We start from the raw sequence: 18148 nt of genomic DNA, 5'->3' as shown, positions 1-18148 counted from the left end.
GTTCCACGCTCGTCCGCGCCGCGCCGCGCGAACAGGCCCGCGGGACCACGACCGGGGGCATCCCGGCGGTGCCCCGCGGGCAACGCCCGACCGTCAGATGAGGCCGTGGCGCATCGCGTAGCCCACGGCGTGCGCCCGGTTGCGCAGGTTGAGCCGGGTCGTCACCTCGTGCAGGACGTTCTTCACCGTGCGCTCGGAGTACGACGTCTTCTGCGCGATCTCCACCGTGTCGAACCCCTCCGACACCAGGCGCAGCATGTCCACCTCCCTGCTGCTCAGGGTGGACAGGCCCGGTCCTCTCGGGTCCAGCGCGGCCCGCTGGAGGCTGCCGACGTGGTCGAGCAGCCGGCTCACCAGGTCGCCGGGCAGCACGCCCTCGCCCTTCTCCACCGCCAGGACCGTGCGCACCAGCCGGTCCCCCGTCGTGTCGGAGCGGCGCATCACCGCGGCCACCCCGCAGTCGACCACCGTCTGGAGCGCGTTCGGCTCGAACCTCCCGACCACCAGGCAGGTCCGCGTCGCCGTGCCGCGCTGCAACGTCCGCAGCACGCGCACGACCGCGTCGTCCACCCGGTCCACCACCACCAGGGCCGCCCTGGCGCGCGACACCTCCTCCGGCGGCAGCAGTTCCACCTCTGGCCGCTGCCGCAACTGGTGGAACACCCCCGACCTCAGGATGTCGTCCTCCGCGAACACCGCCACCGGAACCCGCCCCGCTCCGGCGGACGTCCCGCCCGATGCGCCGCCGATCGTCACGTCCCCTGCACCGCTCATCCCCGCTGCTCCGTTCACCTGGATCTCGACCCCGTGATCGGCGACCCCCACCGCCGCGATGCTCCGCTCCCCACGCCGGGCAGCCGGTCGGTGGCCCGCGGGCACTCGCGGTGCCCGCGCTCTGCCCCCGCATCCCTGCCGCGGCCTCCCCCGCGCGCCTAGCGTCCGCACGGTGACCACATCTGCTGAGATCGAACTCGACACCGTCGTGGTGACGCCGGGCGGTGAGGCGAGCACGACCGTGACCATCCGCAACGACGGCGACATCGTCGAGGGCTACGAGCTGGAGGTGGTCGGCGAGTGCGCCGCGTGGAGCACCGTGCAGCCCGCGCGCGTGTCGCTCTACCCCGGCACCTCGCAGGAGGTGACCGTGCGCCTCGCGCCGCCCCGCTCGCCCGAGGTGCGCGCGGGCCGGGTTCCGCTGGGTGTGCGGGTGCTCCCCGTCGAACGGCCCGACGCGGTGGTGGTGCCCGAGACGACCGTGCTCGTCGAGCCGTTCGGTCAGCTCCAGGCGCAGCTGGTGCCGCAGCGCCGCCGCGGGTGGCTGGGCGCCCGCTACCGCGTCTCGGTGCGCAACCTGGGAAACGCGTCGACCGACGTCCTGCTGAGCAGTTCCCAGGCGGGTGAGGACCTGCGCTTCGCCGTGACGCCGGACCGGTCGCGGCTCGAACCGGGCACCGAGCTGGACGGGCGGCTGCGCGTGCGGGTGGGCACGCGGATCTGGTTCGGCACACCGGTCACGTGGCCGTTCGAGGTGCACGCGGTCGGCGCGGAGGAGAGCGCCGAGGACGACCCGGCCGCCAGGACGGCACCGCTGCCCGGCGAGCTGGTGCAGCTCCCGATCCTGCCGCGCTGGCTGCTCGCGCTGCTGGCACTGCTGCTGGCACTGCTGCTCGCGTGGTTCACCCTGGTGCGCCCGGCCGTGCGGAGCACCGCCGAGCAGGCCGCGGAGGACAAGGCGGTGGAGGTCGCCGACGAGCGCGAGGCGCAGGCCGGTGCCGAGCCGGACACGGGCAGCACCACCGGGCCCGGCGGCGGGAACGGCACGGGCAGCGGCGACGGCACCGGCGAGCAGGGCACCGGGGACGGCAGCGGGAACGGCACCGGAAGCGGGAACGGGAACGGGACGGGCGACGGCACGGCGGGCGGGCTGGGGGAGCAGAGCTCGGCGACCATCGAGGTCCGCACCGGCGGGGGCACCCGCAACGTGGGCACCTACGCCGTGCCCTCGGGGAAGATCTTCCTGATCACCGACGTCGTGGTGGCGAACTTCCAGGGCGACGAGGGGGTCATGACGATCACCTTCGGGGACCGCACCATCACCACGATCGCGCTGGAGACCTTCCGCAACCAGGACTACCACTGGGTCACGCCGATCGAGGTGCCGGAGAACGCCCTCGTCACCGCCGACGTGACGTGCGCGCGCCCCGGCACCCCCGCGTCCGGGCAGCAGGCCTCGGGGTGCGCCCAGCTGCTCAACGTCAGCGGCGCGCTGCGGGACGTCCGGCGGTGAGCCGCGCAACCCAGCACCTCCCCCCGGTCCGGGACCGGCCCCGAACCGGTTCGTCCCCCTCCACCACAGCAGCGGCGCGGAGGGCTGTCCACGAAGTTCTGCCAGCAGAACGATCTGCCGGTCGTCCGCCGGCGACGCGGACACGGGAATAGCGGAGTGTGCCGACGCTCGTCACCGTGGACAATCAGTCGGTCGCTCTCCGGCGCCGGTCCGGCCACCGCGGTTCACCGGTACGGCGGCGGCACCCGTCACGCACGACACGGATGGTGACCACAGTGGACAGTGACCTTCCGAGCGGTGTTCCGACCAGGGCGTTCGTCGCACGCCTGGTGGCCGAGCACCGCAGGCTCGCCGGACTCACCCAGGAGGAGCTGTCCGAGCGGTCCGGTCTCAGCACGCGCGCGATCAGCGACCTGGAGCGGGGACGGGTGGACCGGCCGAGACGCAGCACGGTCGAGGCCCTCGCGTCCGCGCTGGCTCCGGGAGGCGTGGCGCTGCTGCGACTGCTGGCGCCGGGACGGGCGGGCGCGGCCACCCCGGTCCTTCCGGGATGGCCGGCCGGGCGACCGCACCCGCTGCCGAGAGCGGTGGCCGACCTGACCGGGCGCCAGGAGCAGCTCGCCCGGATCACCGCGGTCGCCGACGACCACGCGCACACGACCGCCGTGGTCGCGCTGCTCGGCGAGCCGGGCGTCGGCAAGACCGCGCTGGCCGTCTCAGCGGGACACCGGCTCGCCGACCGGTTCCCCGACGGCACCGTCTTCCTCGGACTCCGCGGCACGCAGCCGGACCCGCTGTCGCCCGGCGCAGCGGCGGAGCACCTGCTGCGCGCCATCGGCGTGCACGACGGCGACGTGCCGCCGGCCGACGACGACCGGCTGGCGCTGTTCCAGTGGCTCGTGCGGGACCTGCGGCTGCTGGTCGTGGCCGACGACGCGGCCGACGAGGCGCAGGTGCGTCCCCTGCTGCCGAACAGTCCCGGCTCGCTGGTGCTGATCACGAGCAGGCGGACGCTGTCCGGATTGGAGTCCGTGGTGCGCCTGGCGCTGGAGGTGCTCTCCCCCGCCGAGTCCGTGGAGCTGCTCGGGGCGATCGCCGGGCACGACCGCGTCGCGGCCGAGGCCGGCGCGGCACTGCGCATCGCCGAGCTGTGCGACCACCTGCCCCTCGCGCTGCGCATCGCGGGCAACCGGCTGGCCGATCGTCCCGACTGGCCGATCAGCCGACTCGAACGGCGGCTGCGCGACCCCGCTCGGCGGCTCAGCGCGCTCACCGCGGGTGATCTGGACGTGCGCAGCGCGCTGGCGCACTCCTACGACCGGCTCGCACCGGCGGCCAGGAAGGTCTTCCGCGGACTCGGCCTCCTGCCGGGACCGGCCGTGGCCGTCGGGACCGTCGCCGTGGTGTCCGGGCTGGCGCTGGACGCCGCCGAGGAGCAGCTGGAGGCGCTCGTCGACGCGCGGGTGCTGCACGCCGCCGCCGACGGCGACTACCTGGTGAGCGGCCTGGTGCGCCTGTTCGCGCGCGAGCTGCTGACCGGCGAGCACGGCCGCGCCCCGACAGCGCGGCAGGAGTGCGCGCGCGCGACCGTCGTCGCGCGCGATCCGCTGACCCGGCGCATCCCCGGCCAGCGCCGGGAGGACCGGGCGGCGGAGCGCACCGCGCGCGAGGGCACCGCCGCGGCGCGGACTCGCCCGATCAGGTGAGCGGCGCGGACCACCGCCGGACACCGGGAACAACCGGCGGCGCGAGGCGTTGTACCGGGTGCCGCACCGGTGCAGGACCCCCGGGCCTCACCACTTCGCCGCTACGAGCGGCCACTCGCCGAGAGGCGTCTGCCGGTGCGGTGCACGACACCGGAGCGGGCGGTGGGGAGCGGCGACTCCCCACCGCCCGTTCCGCCGTCGCGGACCCCCTCGGCGCTCACACCACGACGCCGGCGCGGGCGCGGTGGGCGGCCACGGCGAGCCGGGTGTCCTCGGCGACGAGGTCGGCGTTGAGGTCGGCCGCCGCCGTCAGTCCCGAGGCCGCGGCGCTGATCACCTGGGCGCGCAGGTCCGCGACGTTGCCCGCCACCCACACGCCGGGAACGGCCGTGGCGCCGGTGGGACCGGCCGGCACGAAGGTGCCGAGCACCTGGTCCCCGACGCGCTGCTCCGCCAGCTCCAGCCCGAGCTGGACGAGCACGTCGGCGCGGGCGGTGAAGCGCGGGGCGACCACGAGCGCCTGGAGCGGGACGACCTCGCCCGAGCGCAGCCGGACGCCGGTGAGCCGGTCGTCGGCGACCTCCAGCGCGGCCACCTCGCCCTCCACGAGCGCCACTCCCCTGGCCTCCAGCTGCTCGCGGTCGTCGGCGCCCAGCGGCGGGCCGTCGTGCAGGAAGACGGTCACGTCCGCGCTCCACTGCCGGAACAGCAGGGCCTGGTGCCCGGTCATCGGGCCGGTGGACAGCACGCCGATGCGCTGGTCGCGGACCTCCCACCCGTGGCAGTACGGGCAGTGCAGGACGTCGTCGCCCCACCGCTCGGCCAGTCCCGGCACGTCGGGAAGCTCGTCGACCAGGCCGGTGGCCACCAGCAGCCGCCGCGCCCGCACCGACCGGTCGCCGTCGAGCTGCACGCGGAAACCGCCGTCGTCGAGGGCTTCGGCCGCGGTGACCCCACCGGTGACGATCTCGCCGCCGTAGCCGGCCACCTCGGCCCGCCCGGCCGCCAGCAGCTCGGCGGGCGGCGTCCCCTCGCGGGTCAGGTAGTTGTGCACGTGCCCGGCGGGCGCGTTGCGCGGCGCTCCCGCGTCGACCACCAGCACCGACCGGCGGGCCCGCACCAGGGCCAGCGCTCCCGCGAGTCCGGCCGCGCCGCCGCCGACCACCACCACGTCGTACTTCTCGTCCACCACGTCTTCTCCTCCGCTCGTCCACCGCGTCGTCCGCGGCCGTGCCACCACTGTGGTCGGTGAACAACGGAAATGACAATCATAATTGCCAGAACGGCAACGAGCGGACGGGTTCGTGCGACACCGCCTCGGACTGCTCTACCGTGGAGGCCCGGTCCACCTGTTCCGGGGATCTCGGAGGCCGGGAGATGACGCACGAGGAGGCGGTCGCCCGGGCCAGCGCCGAGCCGGTCGACGAGTCCGCGCCGACCACCGCGCCCGCGTCGCGCGAGGACGTCCGCGCACCGCTGTTCCGCTGCGAGCGGTGCGACGGCGGTCTCGGGTTCGACCTGGACGCGCTGGTGTGCACCGACCCGGAGTGCCCGGCGGCGGGGACCGGCGTCGAGCTGTGGCGTGCGCAGGAGCGCCGGGTCGACCTGGGACTGGACGTGCCCGCTCCGGGACCGGGCTTCCCCCGGCCGCTGCTGCGCGGTCTGCCGCACCCCTACGTCACGCCGGTCACCGCGGGGCGGCCGTGGTGGAGCCGGGTCGACGCCCGGCGGCTCCAGCACTGCCAGCTCACCTGGTCCTGCCAGGTGTGCGGGCTGCCGCTGCCCACCCGCGCGAAGGTCCTGGCCGAGGGCAACGGGGACGTGCGCAACGACAGCGCGCTGCACGGGCGGTGCCTGCGGGTGGCCGCCGGGCGGTGCCCGAACCTCACCGGAGCCGGACTGCGGGTCGTGGACGTCACGGCGGACGACCTGCTGGCCGACGGCCGTCCCCTCGTCGTCGACCGCGGGGCGACGGCCACCGGCGACCGGGTCAGCTCCTGGGTGCTGCACCCGGCGCGGCCCGGCACGTGACGGGGGCGCTCGGCCGGGAGGCGCGCCGGCGACCCCGGTCGGGTGCCGCTCCAGCCGGTCGAGCACGCGCGGCTCGGCGGCCCGCTCGACGGCGGCGGTCCCGGTCGTGGTGGCCGAGGGCGGCCGTCCGGCCTCGGGGTTCGTGCCGGCCACGGCCCCTCCGACCCCCGTCCGGTCGGCGATTCCGCCGACCGCAGCAAGTTCACCCTCTCGGGAAGCATCTCACCGGTTTGCTGTTCGGACAGGTGTTCCGACGGGAGGAACTGATCATGAGCATGTCGTACCTGGCGCAGCCGGCGCAGCAGCAGAAGCTGGAGTGGCTCGGCGGCAACACCTTCTCGATCCTGCTCGACGGCGTCGCCACCGACGGCCAGCTCACCGTGGGCAGGTTCGACGTCGGCAGGGGCCAGGCACCGCCGATGCACGTGCACACCCGCGAGGACGAGGTCTTCCTGCTGATCAGCGGAACCGCCCTGGTGTGGTCGGGCGAGCAGGAGAGCGAACTGGAGGAGGGGGGCATCGTCTTCCTGCCGAAGAACGTCCCCCACGGCTACCGCATCACCTCCGAGCGGGCCGACCTGCTGATGATCGCCACCCCGAGCGGCATCGAGGGCATGTTCCGCCAGGCGGGCCGGGACCTGTCGACGCCGAGGCCCGACGGCTTCGCCCTCGCCCCCGCGCTCCTCGCCGCGGCGGCCGAGGCCCACGGCTCGATCGTCGTCGGCCCGCCGCGCTGATCGCCGATCACCCGCGCACCTCCGGCCAAGCCGCCCACCGGGCCAGCCCCTCCTGCGGGGAGCGCCGGCCGAGGTGGAAGCGGTCGGCGGACGTCGGGGTCAGCTCCGAGCGGACGGTGCTCGCGGGCAGCAGCAGCACGCCCCGTTCCTGCACGAGGTCCACGCACATCGCGCCTCCGCCGCGCCCGCGAAGCACAGGACGTCCTCGGGGGCCACCTCGTCGCAGGTGCTCGCGACGGCCTCGCGCAGGGCGGGCAGACCGCAGGTCTCGGTGTGGCCGAGGTGCAGCGACTTCGGTACGGCCCGAAGACGTCCTGCCCGGCCGCCGCGCGGAGCCCGGCGAGCTCTCCCAGCAGCCGGGGGGTCGCCGGGGACGCGACCGGACAGCGCGTTCCAGATCGCCACGACCCGGTCGGTGCGCGGGTCGTGCAGGACCACGTCGGCGTGCGGCGACAGCAGCCGGGCCACCGCCTCGCACACCGGAGCCAGCCGCTCGGCCACCGGACGTTCGCTCACGGACCCGGACACCACATCCAGGTCGGACACGACGTCCACGTCACATCACCCGGACCGGCGGTGCCCGTCACCCGGAGGGTGCTGCCGGGTTCACGTCCGCCCGCGCCACCGGTGCGGGCGTTCTACCGTGAGACCGTCCGCCAGTGCGAGGAGTGCCCGCCCTGTCCACGTCCCGCGCCTCCGAACCGCCGCCCGGCCTGCGCGTGCGGCACGGGCGGCACGGGCGGGCCGTCGTGGTCGGGCTCGCCGGCGAGATCGACCTGCACAGCACGCCCACGCTCGTGCGGGCGCTGGCGGAGGCCCTCGACCGGGCGCGACCACCGGCCCCCGTGGTGGTCGACATGGCGGGTGTGGGGTTCCTGGCGTGCTGCGGGGCCGCGGGGCTGGTGCGGGCGCACCACCGCGCCCTGGCCCTCGGCACGGAGCTGCGCCTGGCCGCGGTCACCCCCGAGGTCGGCCGGGCGCTGGAGGTGCTCGGCGCGGACCGGCGGCTGCTCCTGAGGCGCAGCGTGGCCGTGGCCCTGGCCGCGCCGGGCACCACCGGCGAACGGTGACGGGTCAGACCGCTCGCAGACGGCGCCACGCACGGGTCACCTCGGGCGGGGCGAGGAGGTCGGGGTGGGTCAGTCCCAGCACCCGTTGCACGATCGAGTTCGCGTTCACCACGAGCAGGCGCCCGCCGCGGGCCCGCACCTCCGCGGCGGCGACCGCGAGCGTCGCCGCTCCGTAGGCCGACATGAACGTGAGTCCGGAGAGGTCGACCGCCACCTCCCGGTGGTGCCGCACCAGCTCCAGCCGCTCGGCCAGGTCGTGCGCCGTGTCGACCTCCAACTCTCCGGACAGCAGCACCAGCAGACCGGCGACCTGACGGTCGATCCGGACCGCGGGCATGATCTGCACGATCAGCTCCGAGCTCACCCCGACCAGGTTCCACGCACGTCGACACCCAAACGAGTGGCAACGGGGCATCACCCGTCCGGACCACCACGTCGAACGCCGGTGCGACGGCCGGCGCGGAACCAGCGGCCAGCCGACGCCGGCAGCGGGGACCACGAACGGCCACGGTCGGGCGGACCGGACCCCGCCGAGCTACCGGTGGGGAACCGGTCGCTGCCCGCTGACGGCGGTGACGACCTCCACGGCGATGTCGCGGAGCTTGACGTTGCGGTTCTGCGACGCGGTGCGCAGCACCCGGAACGCCTCGTCGGCGGAGCACCGCTTCTGCGCCATGATCACGCCGAGCGCCTGGTCGATGGTGGACCGGGAGGCCAGCGCCACCGTGAGGTCGTCCGCGCGCCGGGCGTGCTCGGCGATGCGGGCGGCCAGGGCGACCACACCGGAGACCTCGCCGGCGAAGCGCTGTCCGGCGGCCTGCTCCCGCGGGCCGAAGCTGTGGGCCTGCCGGGAGTAGAGGTTGAGCGCGCCGACCGGTTCGTCCAGCACGAACAGCGGGACCGACAGCGAGGAGAGCACGCCCCGGGCCAGCGCCTCCGGGCGGTAACCGCCCCACCGGTCGTCCCCCGCGAGGTCCTCGATCAGGTTCACCTCACCGGTGCGCATGGTCGACAGGCACGGCCCCCGCTCGTGGCCGTACTGCACCTCGTCCACGCGGGTGGCCAGGTCGTCGCTGCTGGCCACCGTCACGGGCCGTCCGTCCTGGCGGACGGTGATGCCGCACGAGACCGGCGCCTCGACGGCGGCCGCGGCCCGGACGGTCACCTGCTGGAGGAACTCGTCGACGTCGCGGGTGCTCAGCAGGAGGTCCTGCAACTCGGTGACCAGCCGCGCACCGCCGTGCTCCGGCACGTCCGTCATCCGCCGCCCACCTCCCTCCGCGGTCCCCGCCGGTGATCACCCCATCGTCGCACCGGACCGCACTCGGTGCAGCGGACGGCGAGCGGGCACCGCCCGCGACGGTCGGAACGGGGAAGCGGCACGAGTACCGCGTCGGTGTGGCGCGCGGCGCGTTCCGTTCCTCCCGGAACGGAACGCGCCGCGCGTCACCTGCGACCCCCCGGGGCCGGGGAGCGCATGACGATCAGGTCGCCGTGGCCGCCGTACCCCAGGACCGGTTCGGCGAACTGGGTGCCGTCGAAGGTGATGAGCCACCACTCGCGGCCGACCGGCAGCAGCACGGGGTGCGGGATGTTCGTGCCGTAGGGGGCGTCCAGCGTGCCGAGCTTGCGCATCCGCAGGTCGTACACCGGGTACGTGCGGGCGTCGCCGTCGCTGGCGAAGACGTACCAGGAGCGGCCGACGCGCTGGATGATCGTGCCCTCGGTCTGGTCGACGCCGGTGTCCGCGCCGACCCGGCTCAGCGACTCGGCGTAGTCCGCGCCGACGGGCCCGGCGGCCAGGGCCGGGTGGAAGACGAACGCGGGCTGCTGCGCCTCGCTCTCCACGAACGCGAGCCGCCAGCGGCCGTCGACGCGGGTCAGCGCCGGGTCCCAGGAGCTGACCGTCGTGGGCAGCGGCAGCCGCTGGGTGGGGATGACGTGGACGCCGGAGAGGACGTTCGCCCCGGTGGTGGCGTGCCTGATGTGCACGCCGCGGAAGTCGAAGTCGCCCCAGGAGCTCATCAGCACGATGAAGCGCCCGGTGCGGTCGTCGTACACGATCTGCCCGGCGTGGTCGCCGAGCACCGCGCCGTCGCGCTCGAAGAACAGGATCGCGACCTGCTCCAGCCGCGTGGGATCGGCCAGGTCGATCGTCCAGACGGCCCAGTGCGCCTGCTGGAAGAAGCCCAGCCCGGCGTTGGTGAGGGTCAGGTACATCTTGCCGTCGCGGACGTACGGCCTGCCGTCGGCGTGCTGCACCACGTGCGGGTCCCGCACGCCGACCTGGCCGAAGTAGCCGGCCCGCACGCGGCCCAGGCGCACCGAGCCGTCGCCCCGCCCGCCGTAGGCGTGGTCGAGGTTCCCGAGGACCGCGGGCACCCGCAGGTCGATCAGGGCGCGCACGCCGTTGCGCTCGGTCACCAGCGGCTGCCAGCCGGTGCCGGTGCCGGTGGTGTCGACCAGGACCGTGACGGCGTTCTCGTTGAGGACCACGGCGAACCCGAACGACCCGCTCACCCGCGCCTCGGCCGAGGCGACGACGGTGGTCGTGCCGCCGACGGTCACCTCGATCGTCGCCCGCCCCGCGCCCGGGTCGAGCGTGCCCAGCACGGAGGTGTCCCCACCGGCCCAGCCCGCCTGCACCGCGCCCGCGCCGTCGATCCGCTGCACCTCGACCAGCACCGAGGCGAACGGCGCCCGCGGGCCGGCGCCGGTGCTCACCAGCGTGCCCGAGGCGCGCGGCGACGGGGTGACCGCGCTGTCGTACTGCACGAACCGCGGCGCGATCAGGTCGAACGGCCGGAACCGCTCGGTGGTGGAGAAGTGCAGGTCGAACGGGGTGACGTCGGGCGCGGCCGTCGCCGGGGCGGTGCCGAGCAGGCCGGTCAGCGCCGTGCTGACGCCCGCGACACCAGCACCGCGCAGCAGCGTGCGCCGATCCATCTCGTGTGCCGTCACTCGTCCTCCTCCTGGTCCTCCGACGCTGGCGCGACCGGGTCCTCGATCATGACCCGCCGGACGACCGGCTTCAACCCCTCGGCCGAACGCCCCCGCTAGGACGCGCGGAGGGCGAGCCGCACGGCGCTCCAGGAGACGGGCGGAGCGACGAGCCGCAGGACACCGCCGGTGATCTCGGCGCTCGCCGGTCGTGGCACGACCCGGTCGGGGTCGTCGCGCGTGTTGCTCGCGGAGGCGTCGGCGTCGTGCAGCGTCCACGCCTCGGCCACCTCCACGTCCCCGAACGGCGTGACGGAGACCAGCACCTCCACCGGCTCCGCCCGGCCGCGGTTGACCGCGAACAGCACGACCTCACCGGTGTCGGGGTCGTGGGTGGCCACCGCGTCGACCACGGGCACGTCGCCGAAGCGCGCGGTCCGGGTCGTCGGCGACGCGATCTCCACCCGCAGGACCCGTCCGCGCGCCAGCCGGGAGGTCAGCGCGAACGGGTGGAAGGTCGTCTGCCGCCACGCGGGTCCGCCGGGCTCGCTGCGGATCGGGGCGATGACGTTGACCAGCTGGGCCTGGCAGGCGGCGACCACGCGGTCGGCGTGCCGCAGCAGCGAGATCAGCAGGTTGCCGACCACCACGGCGTCGGTGACGTCGTAGCGGTCCTCGATGATCCGCGGGGCGATCTCCCAGTCCGTGCGCGGATCGGCGTGGAACCTCTTCTGGTACCAGACGTTCCACTCGTCGAAGGACACGCCGATCCGCTTGGTGCTCTTGAGCCGGGCGCCCACCGCGTCGGCCGTGGCCACGACGCTGTCGACGACGTGGTCCACGTCCACGGCCGAGGCGAGGAAGCTGTCGACGTCACCGTCGATCACCTCGTAGTAGGCGTGGCAGGAGATGTGGTCGACCTGGTCGTAGGCCAGCTCCAGGACCGTGGACTCCCACGCGCCGAACGTCGGCATGGTGGAGCTGGAACTGCCGCAGGCGACGAGCTCCAGTCCCGGTTCGGCCTGGCGCAGCGCCCTGGCCGTCTCGGCGGCGAGCCTGCCGTACTCCTGCGCGGTCTTGTGCCCGGTCTGCCACGGTCCGTCCAGCTCGTTGCCCAGGCACCACAGGGCGATCCCGTGCGGCTGCGTCGCCCCGTTGGCCCGGCGCAGCTCCGACAGGTGCGTGCCGCCCTCGTGGTTGGCGTACTCGTGCACGTCGAGCGCCTCGGCGACGCCCCTGGTGCCGAGGTTCACCGCGTACATGACCTCGGCACCGGCCTTGCGGGCCCAGCGGACGAACTCGTCGAGGCCGACCTCGTTGGTCTCGAGGCTGTGCCAGGCCAGCTCGCGGCGAACCGGCCGGTCGGCGACCGGTCCGACGCCGTCCTCCCAGCGGTAGCCGGAGACGAAGTTGCCGCCGGGGTAGCGGACGAGGGTGACGCCCAGCTCGCGCGTCAGCGCCAGCACGTCGCCGCGGAAGCCGTCCTCGTCGGCCGTGGGGTGCCCCGGCTCGTAGATGCCCGTGTAGACGCAGCGGCCCATGTGCTCGACGAAGGACCCGAAGAGACGGCGGCGGACCGGCGCGACGACGTGGCCGGGACTGAGGACGAGAGAAGCGGTCAGCACGGTTCTCCTGCGGTGGTCGTGGAGTGGGCTACTTCAGGGCTCCGGACCCCGCTCCGCTGCGCCAGAAGCGCTGGAGCAGGACGAAGGCGGCGACGAGCGGGACGACGGCCAGCAGCGATCCGGTGATGACGAGGTCGAACAGTTGCCGGGTGCCCGCCTCCTGCTGCGCGGTGTTGAACCACGTGGTCAGCCCGACCGTCAGCGGGTAGAGGTCGGCGTCGCTGAGCACCACCAGCGGCAGGAAGTAGTTGTTCCAGGTCGCCACCAGCGTGACGAGGAAGACGGTGACGATCGCCGGACGCATCAGCGGCACCACGATCTGGAGGAAGATCCGCAGTTCGCCCGCCCGGTCGACGCGGGCGGCGTCGATCAGCTCCACCGGCACGCTCTCGGTCACGTGGACGCGGACGAGGTAGGTGCCGAACGGGCTGAGCAGCGAGGGCAGGACGACCGCCCAGACGGTGTTGACGATGCCCGTCTTCGACAGGATCAGGTACGTCGGCAGCACCAGCGCGGTGGCGGGCACCATGATCATACCGAGCAGCGCGGTCTCGAAGAACCGCTTGCCCCAGAAGGAGAAGCGGGCAAGGCCGTAGCCCGCGAGCGCGGCGAGCAGGGTCGCCCCGGCGGCGCTGACCCCGGAGTACAGGGCGGTGTTGGCGAGCCACCGGCCGTAGACGCCGCCGTCCTCGCGGAACAGCCGCCGGACGTTGTCGATCAGGCTGAACTCGCGGCCGAACCACAGCGCGGGGCTGGAGAGCAGGTCGGGCTGGCTCTTGGTCGCGGCGATCACGATCCACACCAGCGGCAGGACGAAGTAGAGGACACCGGCGGCCATCAGGGCGTGGGCGAGCCGCGAGCTCGGCTCCCCCGAGCGGCGGCGGGACCCGGTCGTCGTGGTCACGAGGCGGCTCCCCTGCGGCGGCTGACGACCACGAAGACGTGGGCCACGACGAACACGACGAAGCCGAGGGTGAAGGAGATCGCGGCGGAGTAGTGGAAGTTCGAGTAGGCGAACGCCTGGTTGTAGGCGTAGAGGTTCGGCGTGTAGCCCGCGGAGATCTGCGGCGCGAACCGGGCCATGACGTAGGGCTCGGTGAAGAACTGCACGGTCCCGATGACGCTGAAGATCGCCGCGAGCGAGACGGCCCGCCGGATCGCCGGGACCTTGACGCGCAGCGCGATCTGCACCGGGGACGCGCCGTCGATCACCGCGGCCTCGCAGGTCTCGCGCGGCACGCCCTGCAGCGCCGAGTACAGGACGATCGTGTTGTAGCCGGTCCACGCCCACGTGACGATGTTGCCCAGCGACACCAGCAGCAGCGAGGAGCTGAAGAAGTCGACCGGTTGCCCGCCGAACAGGACGGGGACGTCGGCGAACACGCCGAACGTCCGGCTGTAGAGGAAGCCCCACATGAGCGCGCCGAGCACGGCGGGCACGGCGTAGGGCGTGAAGGCGACGAGCCGGTACACCCTCGCGAACCTCGTGCCGACGGCGTCGATCGCGAGCGCTCCGGCCAGCGCGACGCCCAGCATGATCGGGATCTGCACGACGCCGAAGAGCACGACCCGCACGACGCCGTCGAGCAGCAGCGGGTCGGTGAAGGCGCGCACGTAGTTGTCGACGCCGCTGAACCGCGTGCCGCGCGCGAGGCTCTTGCTGGAGAGGCTGAGCCAGAACGCGAACCCCAGCGGCACCACCAGGAAGGCCACGACGACGAGGAAGAACGGCAGGACGAACAGCGCTCCCGCGAGCGGGTGCGCGGTCGCGCGGCGCGACGACCGACGCGGCGCGCGTCCGGACGGCTCGGGGGGAGCGATCGGCAGAGCCCTGGTCACGGGACCTCCTGGTTCGGTCGCCCGCGCTCCCGCCGCGGCGGACGAGCGCCGCGGCGGGAGCGCGGGGCGCTACTGGGTGACCGTGAAGCCCTGCTGCTCGGCGTGGGCGACGACGTTCTTCTGCGTCTCCTCCAGCACCGTGCTCCACGGCCGCTCTCCCGCCATGGCCTCGGCACTGCGGTCGTTCAGCTCGCCGAACACGAAGTCCTGGAACGGCGTGAACTGGAAGTCGCCGAGCTTCTCCGACACCGGCACGAAGATCTCGTTGACCTTCTGGCCGCCGAAGAAGTCGTGGCTCTTGCCGATGAACGCCGGATCGGCGGCGACGTCGGTGACCAGCGGGTGGAGGAACGCCTTGTTCAGACCCACGTCCCAGGCCGCCTCCGACGTGCCGAACAGCTCCCTGGCGACCGTCGTCGCCGCCCCGGGGTTCTTCGCCTGCTTGGTGACCGTGAACGTCGAGCCGCCCCAGTCGCCCTGCTCGTCGCCCCCCGCGGTCCACTGCGGCATCGGCGCGACCGCCCACCTGCCCGCGGTCCTCGTGAGCGATCCCGCGACGTAGCCGGGCGTCCAGCCCGCCGCGGCCCACGTCCAGTACTTGCCGGAGTCCAGGGCCGCGGTGGCGTCCGCGGTGAAGAACGGGTCCTGCGCCATGAGACCGCGCTGCACGAGGTCGCCGTGCAGGTCGAAGACCTTGCGGCACTCGGGACCGGTGAGCGCGATCGTCACCCGTTCCCTGCCCTCGGCCGGCGAGTAGCCGTAGGGGCGGCACCCGGCCTGCCACATGAGGCCGTTGATCCAGCCGCCGTCGCTGCCGAAGCTGGCCACGTAGGCGTTCGGGTCGGCGGCCTTGATCTTCACCGCGGCCTCCGCGTACTCGGCCCAGGTGGTCGGCACGGGGATCTGGTGCTGCTCGAAGAGGTCCTTGCGGTACATCAGCGCCATCGGGCCGCCGTCGACGGGGATGGCGTGGACGGCGTCGCCGTCGGTGGCCTGGCTCCAGGCCCACTCGGCGTAGAGGTGCTCGTCCTCGTTCGCGCCGTACTGCCCCATGTCCGCGAGGGCGTCGAGGACGACGAACGTCGGGATCTGCTGGAACTCCACCATCGCCACGTCCGGCGCTCCGGTGCCGGCCTCGAACGCCGTCTTGAGCTTGGCGTACTGGTCGGGTCCGGTGCCGACGTTGGTCCAGTCGACCTGGACGTCGGTGTGCGAGGCGTTGAACGCCTCGACCACTCCCGCGAACTCGGGGTACCAGGCCCACACCGAGACCCGCACGGGTCCCCCGTCCCCGCCGGGCTCCGCGCCGTCGCCCGTGGTGCAGGCCGCCGCCGCGAGCAGACCACCGGCGGCGAGCACCGGCACGAGCCTTCGCGAGGCCCTTCTCCACCTGCTGATTCCGGGCATGGACAGCGCCTTTCTGTGGCGGCACGTCACCGGGCGTGCGGCAACCGCCATCACGGAACGTGAGCGAGGAGTCGGGCGGTGCGGCCACCCCCGTGCGGCGGGAACGCCCGCCTCCGAGGACCGGTCGGGAACTGCGCCACGGCGGGGGGACTCGGGCGAACCGACCGGGATCGCCGCCGTGGCACCGGTCTTGCTGCGCTGCAAAGAAGTGTGGTCCCGGTTTTGCCGCGCTGCAAGAGGCATCTGGCCGCACTTCGGCCCACGTCCGCGGTCCGGCCGCGCGGTTCGGCCGGACCGGGGTTGTCGGCCGGGGAGGTCTCCCCCACACTTCGTGCAGCGCTGCGGGACCGGGGCGCCCGGACGAGGGAGAGCCATGCGCGGTGCCACGCTGCGTGACGTCGCACTGCTCGCGGGCGTGTCGGCCCGGACGGTGTCGAACGTGGTCAACGGCTACGCGCCGGTCACCGAGCGCACCCGCCTCAAGGTCGAGCGCGCCATCGCCGAACTGGACTACCGGCCCAACGTCCTGGCCCGCAACCTCGCCAACGGCCGGTCGGGACAGATCGCCGTGGTGGTGCCCTACCTCGACACGCCCTACTTCGCGGAACTGTTGCAGGCCATCATCCCGCGGGCGCGGGAGCACGGGTACAACGTCCTGGTCGACCAGACCGACGGCGACCCCGAGCACGAGCGCGAACTCGTCCGCCGCGGCGCGCGGGGCGTCCTCTTCGACGGGATGATCCTCAGCCCGCTCGGACTGGCCCAGGAGGACCTCTCCGACTGCGATCCGACGCTGCCGCTGGTCGTGCTGGGCGAACGCACGTCCGACGGCACCTTCGACCACGTCGGCATCGACGACGTGCAGGCGTCCCGCGAGGCCACCCGGCACCTGATCGACCTGGGCAGGCGCCGGGTCGCGGCCGTCGGCGACCAGCCCTACCCGACGGGAGAGGCCGCTCAGCTGCGCACCCGCGGCTACCGCCTCGCCCACGAGGACGCCGGTCTGCCGGTGGACGAGTCGCTGATCGTGCGCACGCCGCGGTTCAACCGCGCCGACGGCTCGCGGGCGATGACCCGGCTCCTCGACCGTCCCGATCCGCCGGACGCCGCCTTCTGCTACAGCGACCTCGTCGCGCTCGGAGCGCTGCACACCGCCCTCGACCGCGGCCTGCGCGTGCCCGAGGACATCGCGCTCATCGGCTACGACGACATCGAGGAGGGCCGCTACTCCAACCCCACCATCAGCACCGTCTCCCCCGACAAGGAGGCCATCGCCACGACGGCGGTGGACCGCCTCCTGCGCCGCATGACCGGCACGACCCCGCTGCCGGGCGTGGAGGTCAGAGCCTCCCACCGCCTGATCCCCCGCCAGAGCACCGTGGGCCGCCCGAGTTGAGCGTTCGAGCACGACGAGTGGAGCGTTCGAGCACGACGAGTGGAGCGTTCAGGACGTGCCGGGCGCGCACGCCCGTCCTGAACGCTCCACTCGCGGTGCCTGAACGCTCAACTCGCGGTGCCTGAACGCTCCACTCGCGGGGTCAGTGGATGTAGGGCCAGCCCGCCGCGTCCAGGGCCAGGAGGTTGATGCCCAGCAGGGGGGTGCCGTTGTCGGCGTAGTAGTGGTACACGAGGACGTCGCTGTCGGTGTCGGTGAAGACGGCCTGGTGGCCGGGACCGTGGACGTTGCCGTGGCTCGCCACGACCTCGGTGCCTCCGCCGGACGTCATCGCGACTCCGTTGCGGTCGCGGTACGGGCCGGTGACGCTGGTGGAGCGGCCGACCACGACGCGGTAGGTGCTCGCCGCACCGCGGCAGCACAGGTCGAACGAGACGTAGAGGTAGTAGTACGACCCGCTCTTCACGATGAACGGCGCTTCGATCGCCCCGCCACCGCGCCCGGCGATGGAGCGGATCGTGCTGTCCGACCGCTTTCCGGTGCCGGCGTCGAGAGCCACCACCTTGATCCCGGACCAGAACGAGCCGAAGCTCAGCCACCAGCGGCCCTGGTCGTCCACGACCAGGTTGGGGTCGATGGCGTTGAAGTCGTCCGAGGTCCGCGACTCGATCACCAGGCCGCGGTCGGTCCAGGTGCCGGAGTTCCCGCTGGGGCTGGTGGCCAGGAAGATCGCCGAGCGGTTGGAGCCGAACGTCGAGGCCGAGTAGTACAGCCAGTACTGGCCGTTGCGGTGCGCGAGGTCCGGCGCCCACAGGCTGCGGCTGCCGCCGGTGTAGGCGGTGGTCCACGGCGCGCCGCCGGGGAAGGCCGCGCCCGCGTTGCGGAAGGCCGTGCGGTCGGTGGAGGTCTTCAGGCTGATGCCGTCCCCGGTGTGGGCGATCAGGTAGCCCCCGGTGGGCCGCTTGACCACCGCCGGGTCGTGCACGCCGGTGTCACCGGTCACCACGCCGGGGCCGGGGTAGGCGGCCGCCCCCGCCGTCGGGACGGTGAGGGCGGTCGTCGCCAGCACGGCCACGACGAGCAGGGCGCGTGCCACCGAGCGCCTCGGTG

At 73.7% G+C, this 18148-nt stretch carries 17 protein-coding genes; 6 read left to right on the top strand and 11 right to left on the bottom strand.

All coding sequences use genetic code 11. The features are described from left to right. Window positions 1-93 precede the first annotated feature (93 nt). Window positions 94-774 carry a helix-turn-helix transcriptional regulator gene (locus IMZ35_RS17720; RefSeq protein ID WP_199442198.1) on the bottom strand — a complete coding sequence of 227 codons (681 nt, stop codon included), beginning with the start codon at window positions 772-774 and terminating at the stop codon, window positions 94-96. Window positions 775-946: 172 nt separating this feature from the next. On the opposite strand from IMZ35_RS17720, the gene IMZ35_RS17715 reads away from it, so the two are divergent. Together IMZ35_RS17715 and IMZ35_RS17710 are read left to right on the top strand one after the other, a co-directional pair. Continuing rightward, a complete protein-coding gene (locus tag IMZ35_RS17715) occupies window positions 947-2287 on the top strand; it encodes a COG1470 family protein (RefSeq protein WP_199442197.1) in 1341 nt (446 codons plus the stop codon). A gap of 275 nt (window positions 2288-2562) precedes the next feature. Next, window positions 2563-3993, top strand: a complete 1431-nt coding sequence (locus IMZ35_RS17710; RefSeq protein ID WP_199442196.1) for a helix-turn-helix domain-containing protein — start codon at window positions 2563-2565, stop codon at window positions 3991-3993. A gap of 217 nt (window positions 3994-4210) precedes the next feature. Here IMZ35_RS17710 and IMZ35_RS17705 read toward each other — a convergent pair whose 3' ends face one another. Then, window positions 4211-5182 carry an NAD(P)/FAD-dependent oxidoreductase gene (locus tag IMZ35_RS17705; protein WP_199442266.1) on the bottom strand — a complete coding sequence of 324 codons (972 nt, stop codon included), beginning with the start codon at window positions 5180-5182 and terminating at the stop codon, window positions 4211-4213. A 188-nt stretch (window positions 5183-5370) separates the two neighbouring features. Here IMZ35_RS17705 and IMZ35_RS17700 point away from each other — a divergent pair, with 188 nt between their 5' ends. Both IMZ35_RS17700 and IMZ35_RS17695 read left to right on the top strand, forming a co-directional pair. Continuing rightward, a complete protein-coding gene (locus IMZ35_RS17700) occupies window positions 5371-6024 on the top strand; it encodes a hypothetical protein (RefSeq protein WP_199442195.1) in 654 nt (217 codons plus the stop codon). Between the two features lie 269 nt (window positions 6025-6293). Further along, window positions 6294-6761, top strand: coding sequence for a cupin domain-containing protein (locus IMZ35_RS17695; protein ID WP_199442194.1), 468 nt, complete (start codon window positions 6294-6296; stop codon window positions 6759-6761). A 99-nt stretch (window positions 6762-6860) separates the two neighbouring features. Here the strand turns inward: IMZ35_RS17695 and IMZ35_RS17690 are convergent, their stop codons facing one another. Then, window positions 6861-7277 carry a PAS domain-containing protein gene (locus IMZ35_RS17690; RefSeq protein WP_199442193.1) on the bottom strand — a complete coding sequence of 139 codons (417 nt, stop codon included), beginning with the start codon at window positions 7275-7277 and terminating at the stop codon, window positions 6861-6863. 143 nt (window positions 7278-7420) lie between these two features. Here IMZ35_RS17690 and IMZ35_RS17685 point away from each other — a divergent pair, with 143 nt between their 5' ends. Then, window positions 7421-7831, top strand: coding sequence for an STAS domain-containing protein (locus tag IMZ35_RS17685; protein ID WP_199442192.1), 411 nt, complete (start codon window positions 7421-7423; stop codon window positions 7829-7831). A 4-nt stretch (window positions 7832-7835) separates the two neighbouring features. Here IMZ35_RS17685 and IMZ35_RS17680 read toward each other — a convergent pair whose 3' ends face one another. The 7 genes from IMZ35_RS17680 to IMZ35_RS17650 all read right to left on the bottom strand — a co-directional run bounded on the left by IMZ35_RS17680 (window position 7836) and on the right by IMZ35_RS17650 (window position 15642). Beyond that, window positions 7836-8195 (bottom strand): STAS domain-containing protein, encoded by a 360-nt coding sequence (locus IMZ35_RS17680; RefSeq protein ID WP_199442191.1) that lies wholly within the window; start codon window positions 8193-8195, stop codon window positions 7836-7838. Between the two features lie 171 nt (window positions 8196-8366). Beyond that, window positions 8367-9092: a GAF and ANTAR domain-containing protein gene (locus IMZ35_RS17675; RefSeq protein ID WP_199442190.1), complete on the bottom strand. Its 726-nt coding sequence runs from the start codon at window positions 9090-9092 to the stop codon at window positions 8367-8369. A 185-nt stretch (window positions 9093-9277) separates the two neighbouring features. Then, the gene (locus IMZ35_RS17670) at window positions 9278-10792 is read right to left on the bottom strand and encodes a hypothetical protein (protein WP_307868301.1); all 1515 of its coding nucleotides are present in this window, start codon (window positions 10790-10792) and stop codon (window positions 9278-9280) included. Between the two features lie 95 nt (window positions 10793-10887). Further along, window positions 10888-12396, bottom strand: coding sequence for an arabinosylfuranosidase ArfA (arfA, locus tag IMZ35_RS17665; protein WP_307868300.1), 1509 nt, complete (start codon window positions 12394-12396; stop codon window positions 10888-10890). A 28-nt stretch (window positions 12397-12424) separates the two neighbouring features. Next, a complete protein-coding gene (locus IMZ35_RS17660) occupies window positions 12425-13300 on the bottom strand; it encodes a carbohydrate ABC transporter permease (protein ID WP_307868299.1) in 876 nt (291 codons plus the stop codon). Then, window positions 13297-14235: a carbohydrate ABC transporter permease gene (locus IMZ35_RS17655; protein WP_307868297.1), complete on the bottom strand. Its 939-nt coding sequence runs from the start codon at window positions 14233-14235 to the stop codon at window positions 13297-13299. The genes IMZ35_RS17660 and IMZ35_RS17655 overlap by 4 nt, the downstream gene beginning before the upstream one ends. A 69-nt stretch (window positions 14236-14304) precedes the next feature. After that, complete coding sequence (locus tag IMZ35_RS17650; protein WP_199442189.1) at window positions 14305-15642, bottom strand: ABC transporter substrate-binding protein; 1338 nt, start codon at window positions 15640-15642, stop codon at window positions 14305-14307. A 373-nt stretch (window positions 15643-16015) separates the two neighbouring features. Here IMZ35_RS17650 and IMZ35_RS17645 point away from each other — a divergent pair, with 373 nt between their 5' ends. Beyond that, the gene (locus tag IMZ35_RS17645; protein WP_199442188.1) at window positions 16016-17038 is read left to right on the top strand and encodes a LacI family DNA-binding transcriptional regulator; all 1023 of its coding nucleotides are present in this window, start codon (window positions 16016-16018) and stop codon (window positions 17036-17038) included. A 142-nt stretch (window positions 17039-17180) separates the two neighbouring features. Here IMZ35_RS17645 and IMZ35_RS17640 read toward each other — a convergent pair whose 3' ends face one another. Next, window positions 17181-18134: an arabinan endo-1,5-alpha-L-arabinosidase gene (locus tag IMZ35_RS17640; protein ID WP_438816881.1), complete on the bottom strand. Its 954-nt coding sequence runs from the start codon at window positions 18132-18134 to the stop codon at window positions 17181-17183. Window positions 18135-18148: the final 14 nt, after the last annotated feature.

Source organism: Umezawaea beigongshangensis, from assembly GCF_016464305.1.
Lineage (GTDB): Bacteria > Actinomycetota > Actinomycetes > Mycobacteriales > Pseudonocardiaceae > Umezawaea_A > Umezawaea_A beigongshangensis.
The sequence above is the reverse complement of the archived record's forward strand: the minus strand, read 5'-3'. Positions and strand labels throughout refer to the sequence as shown.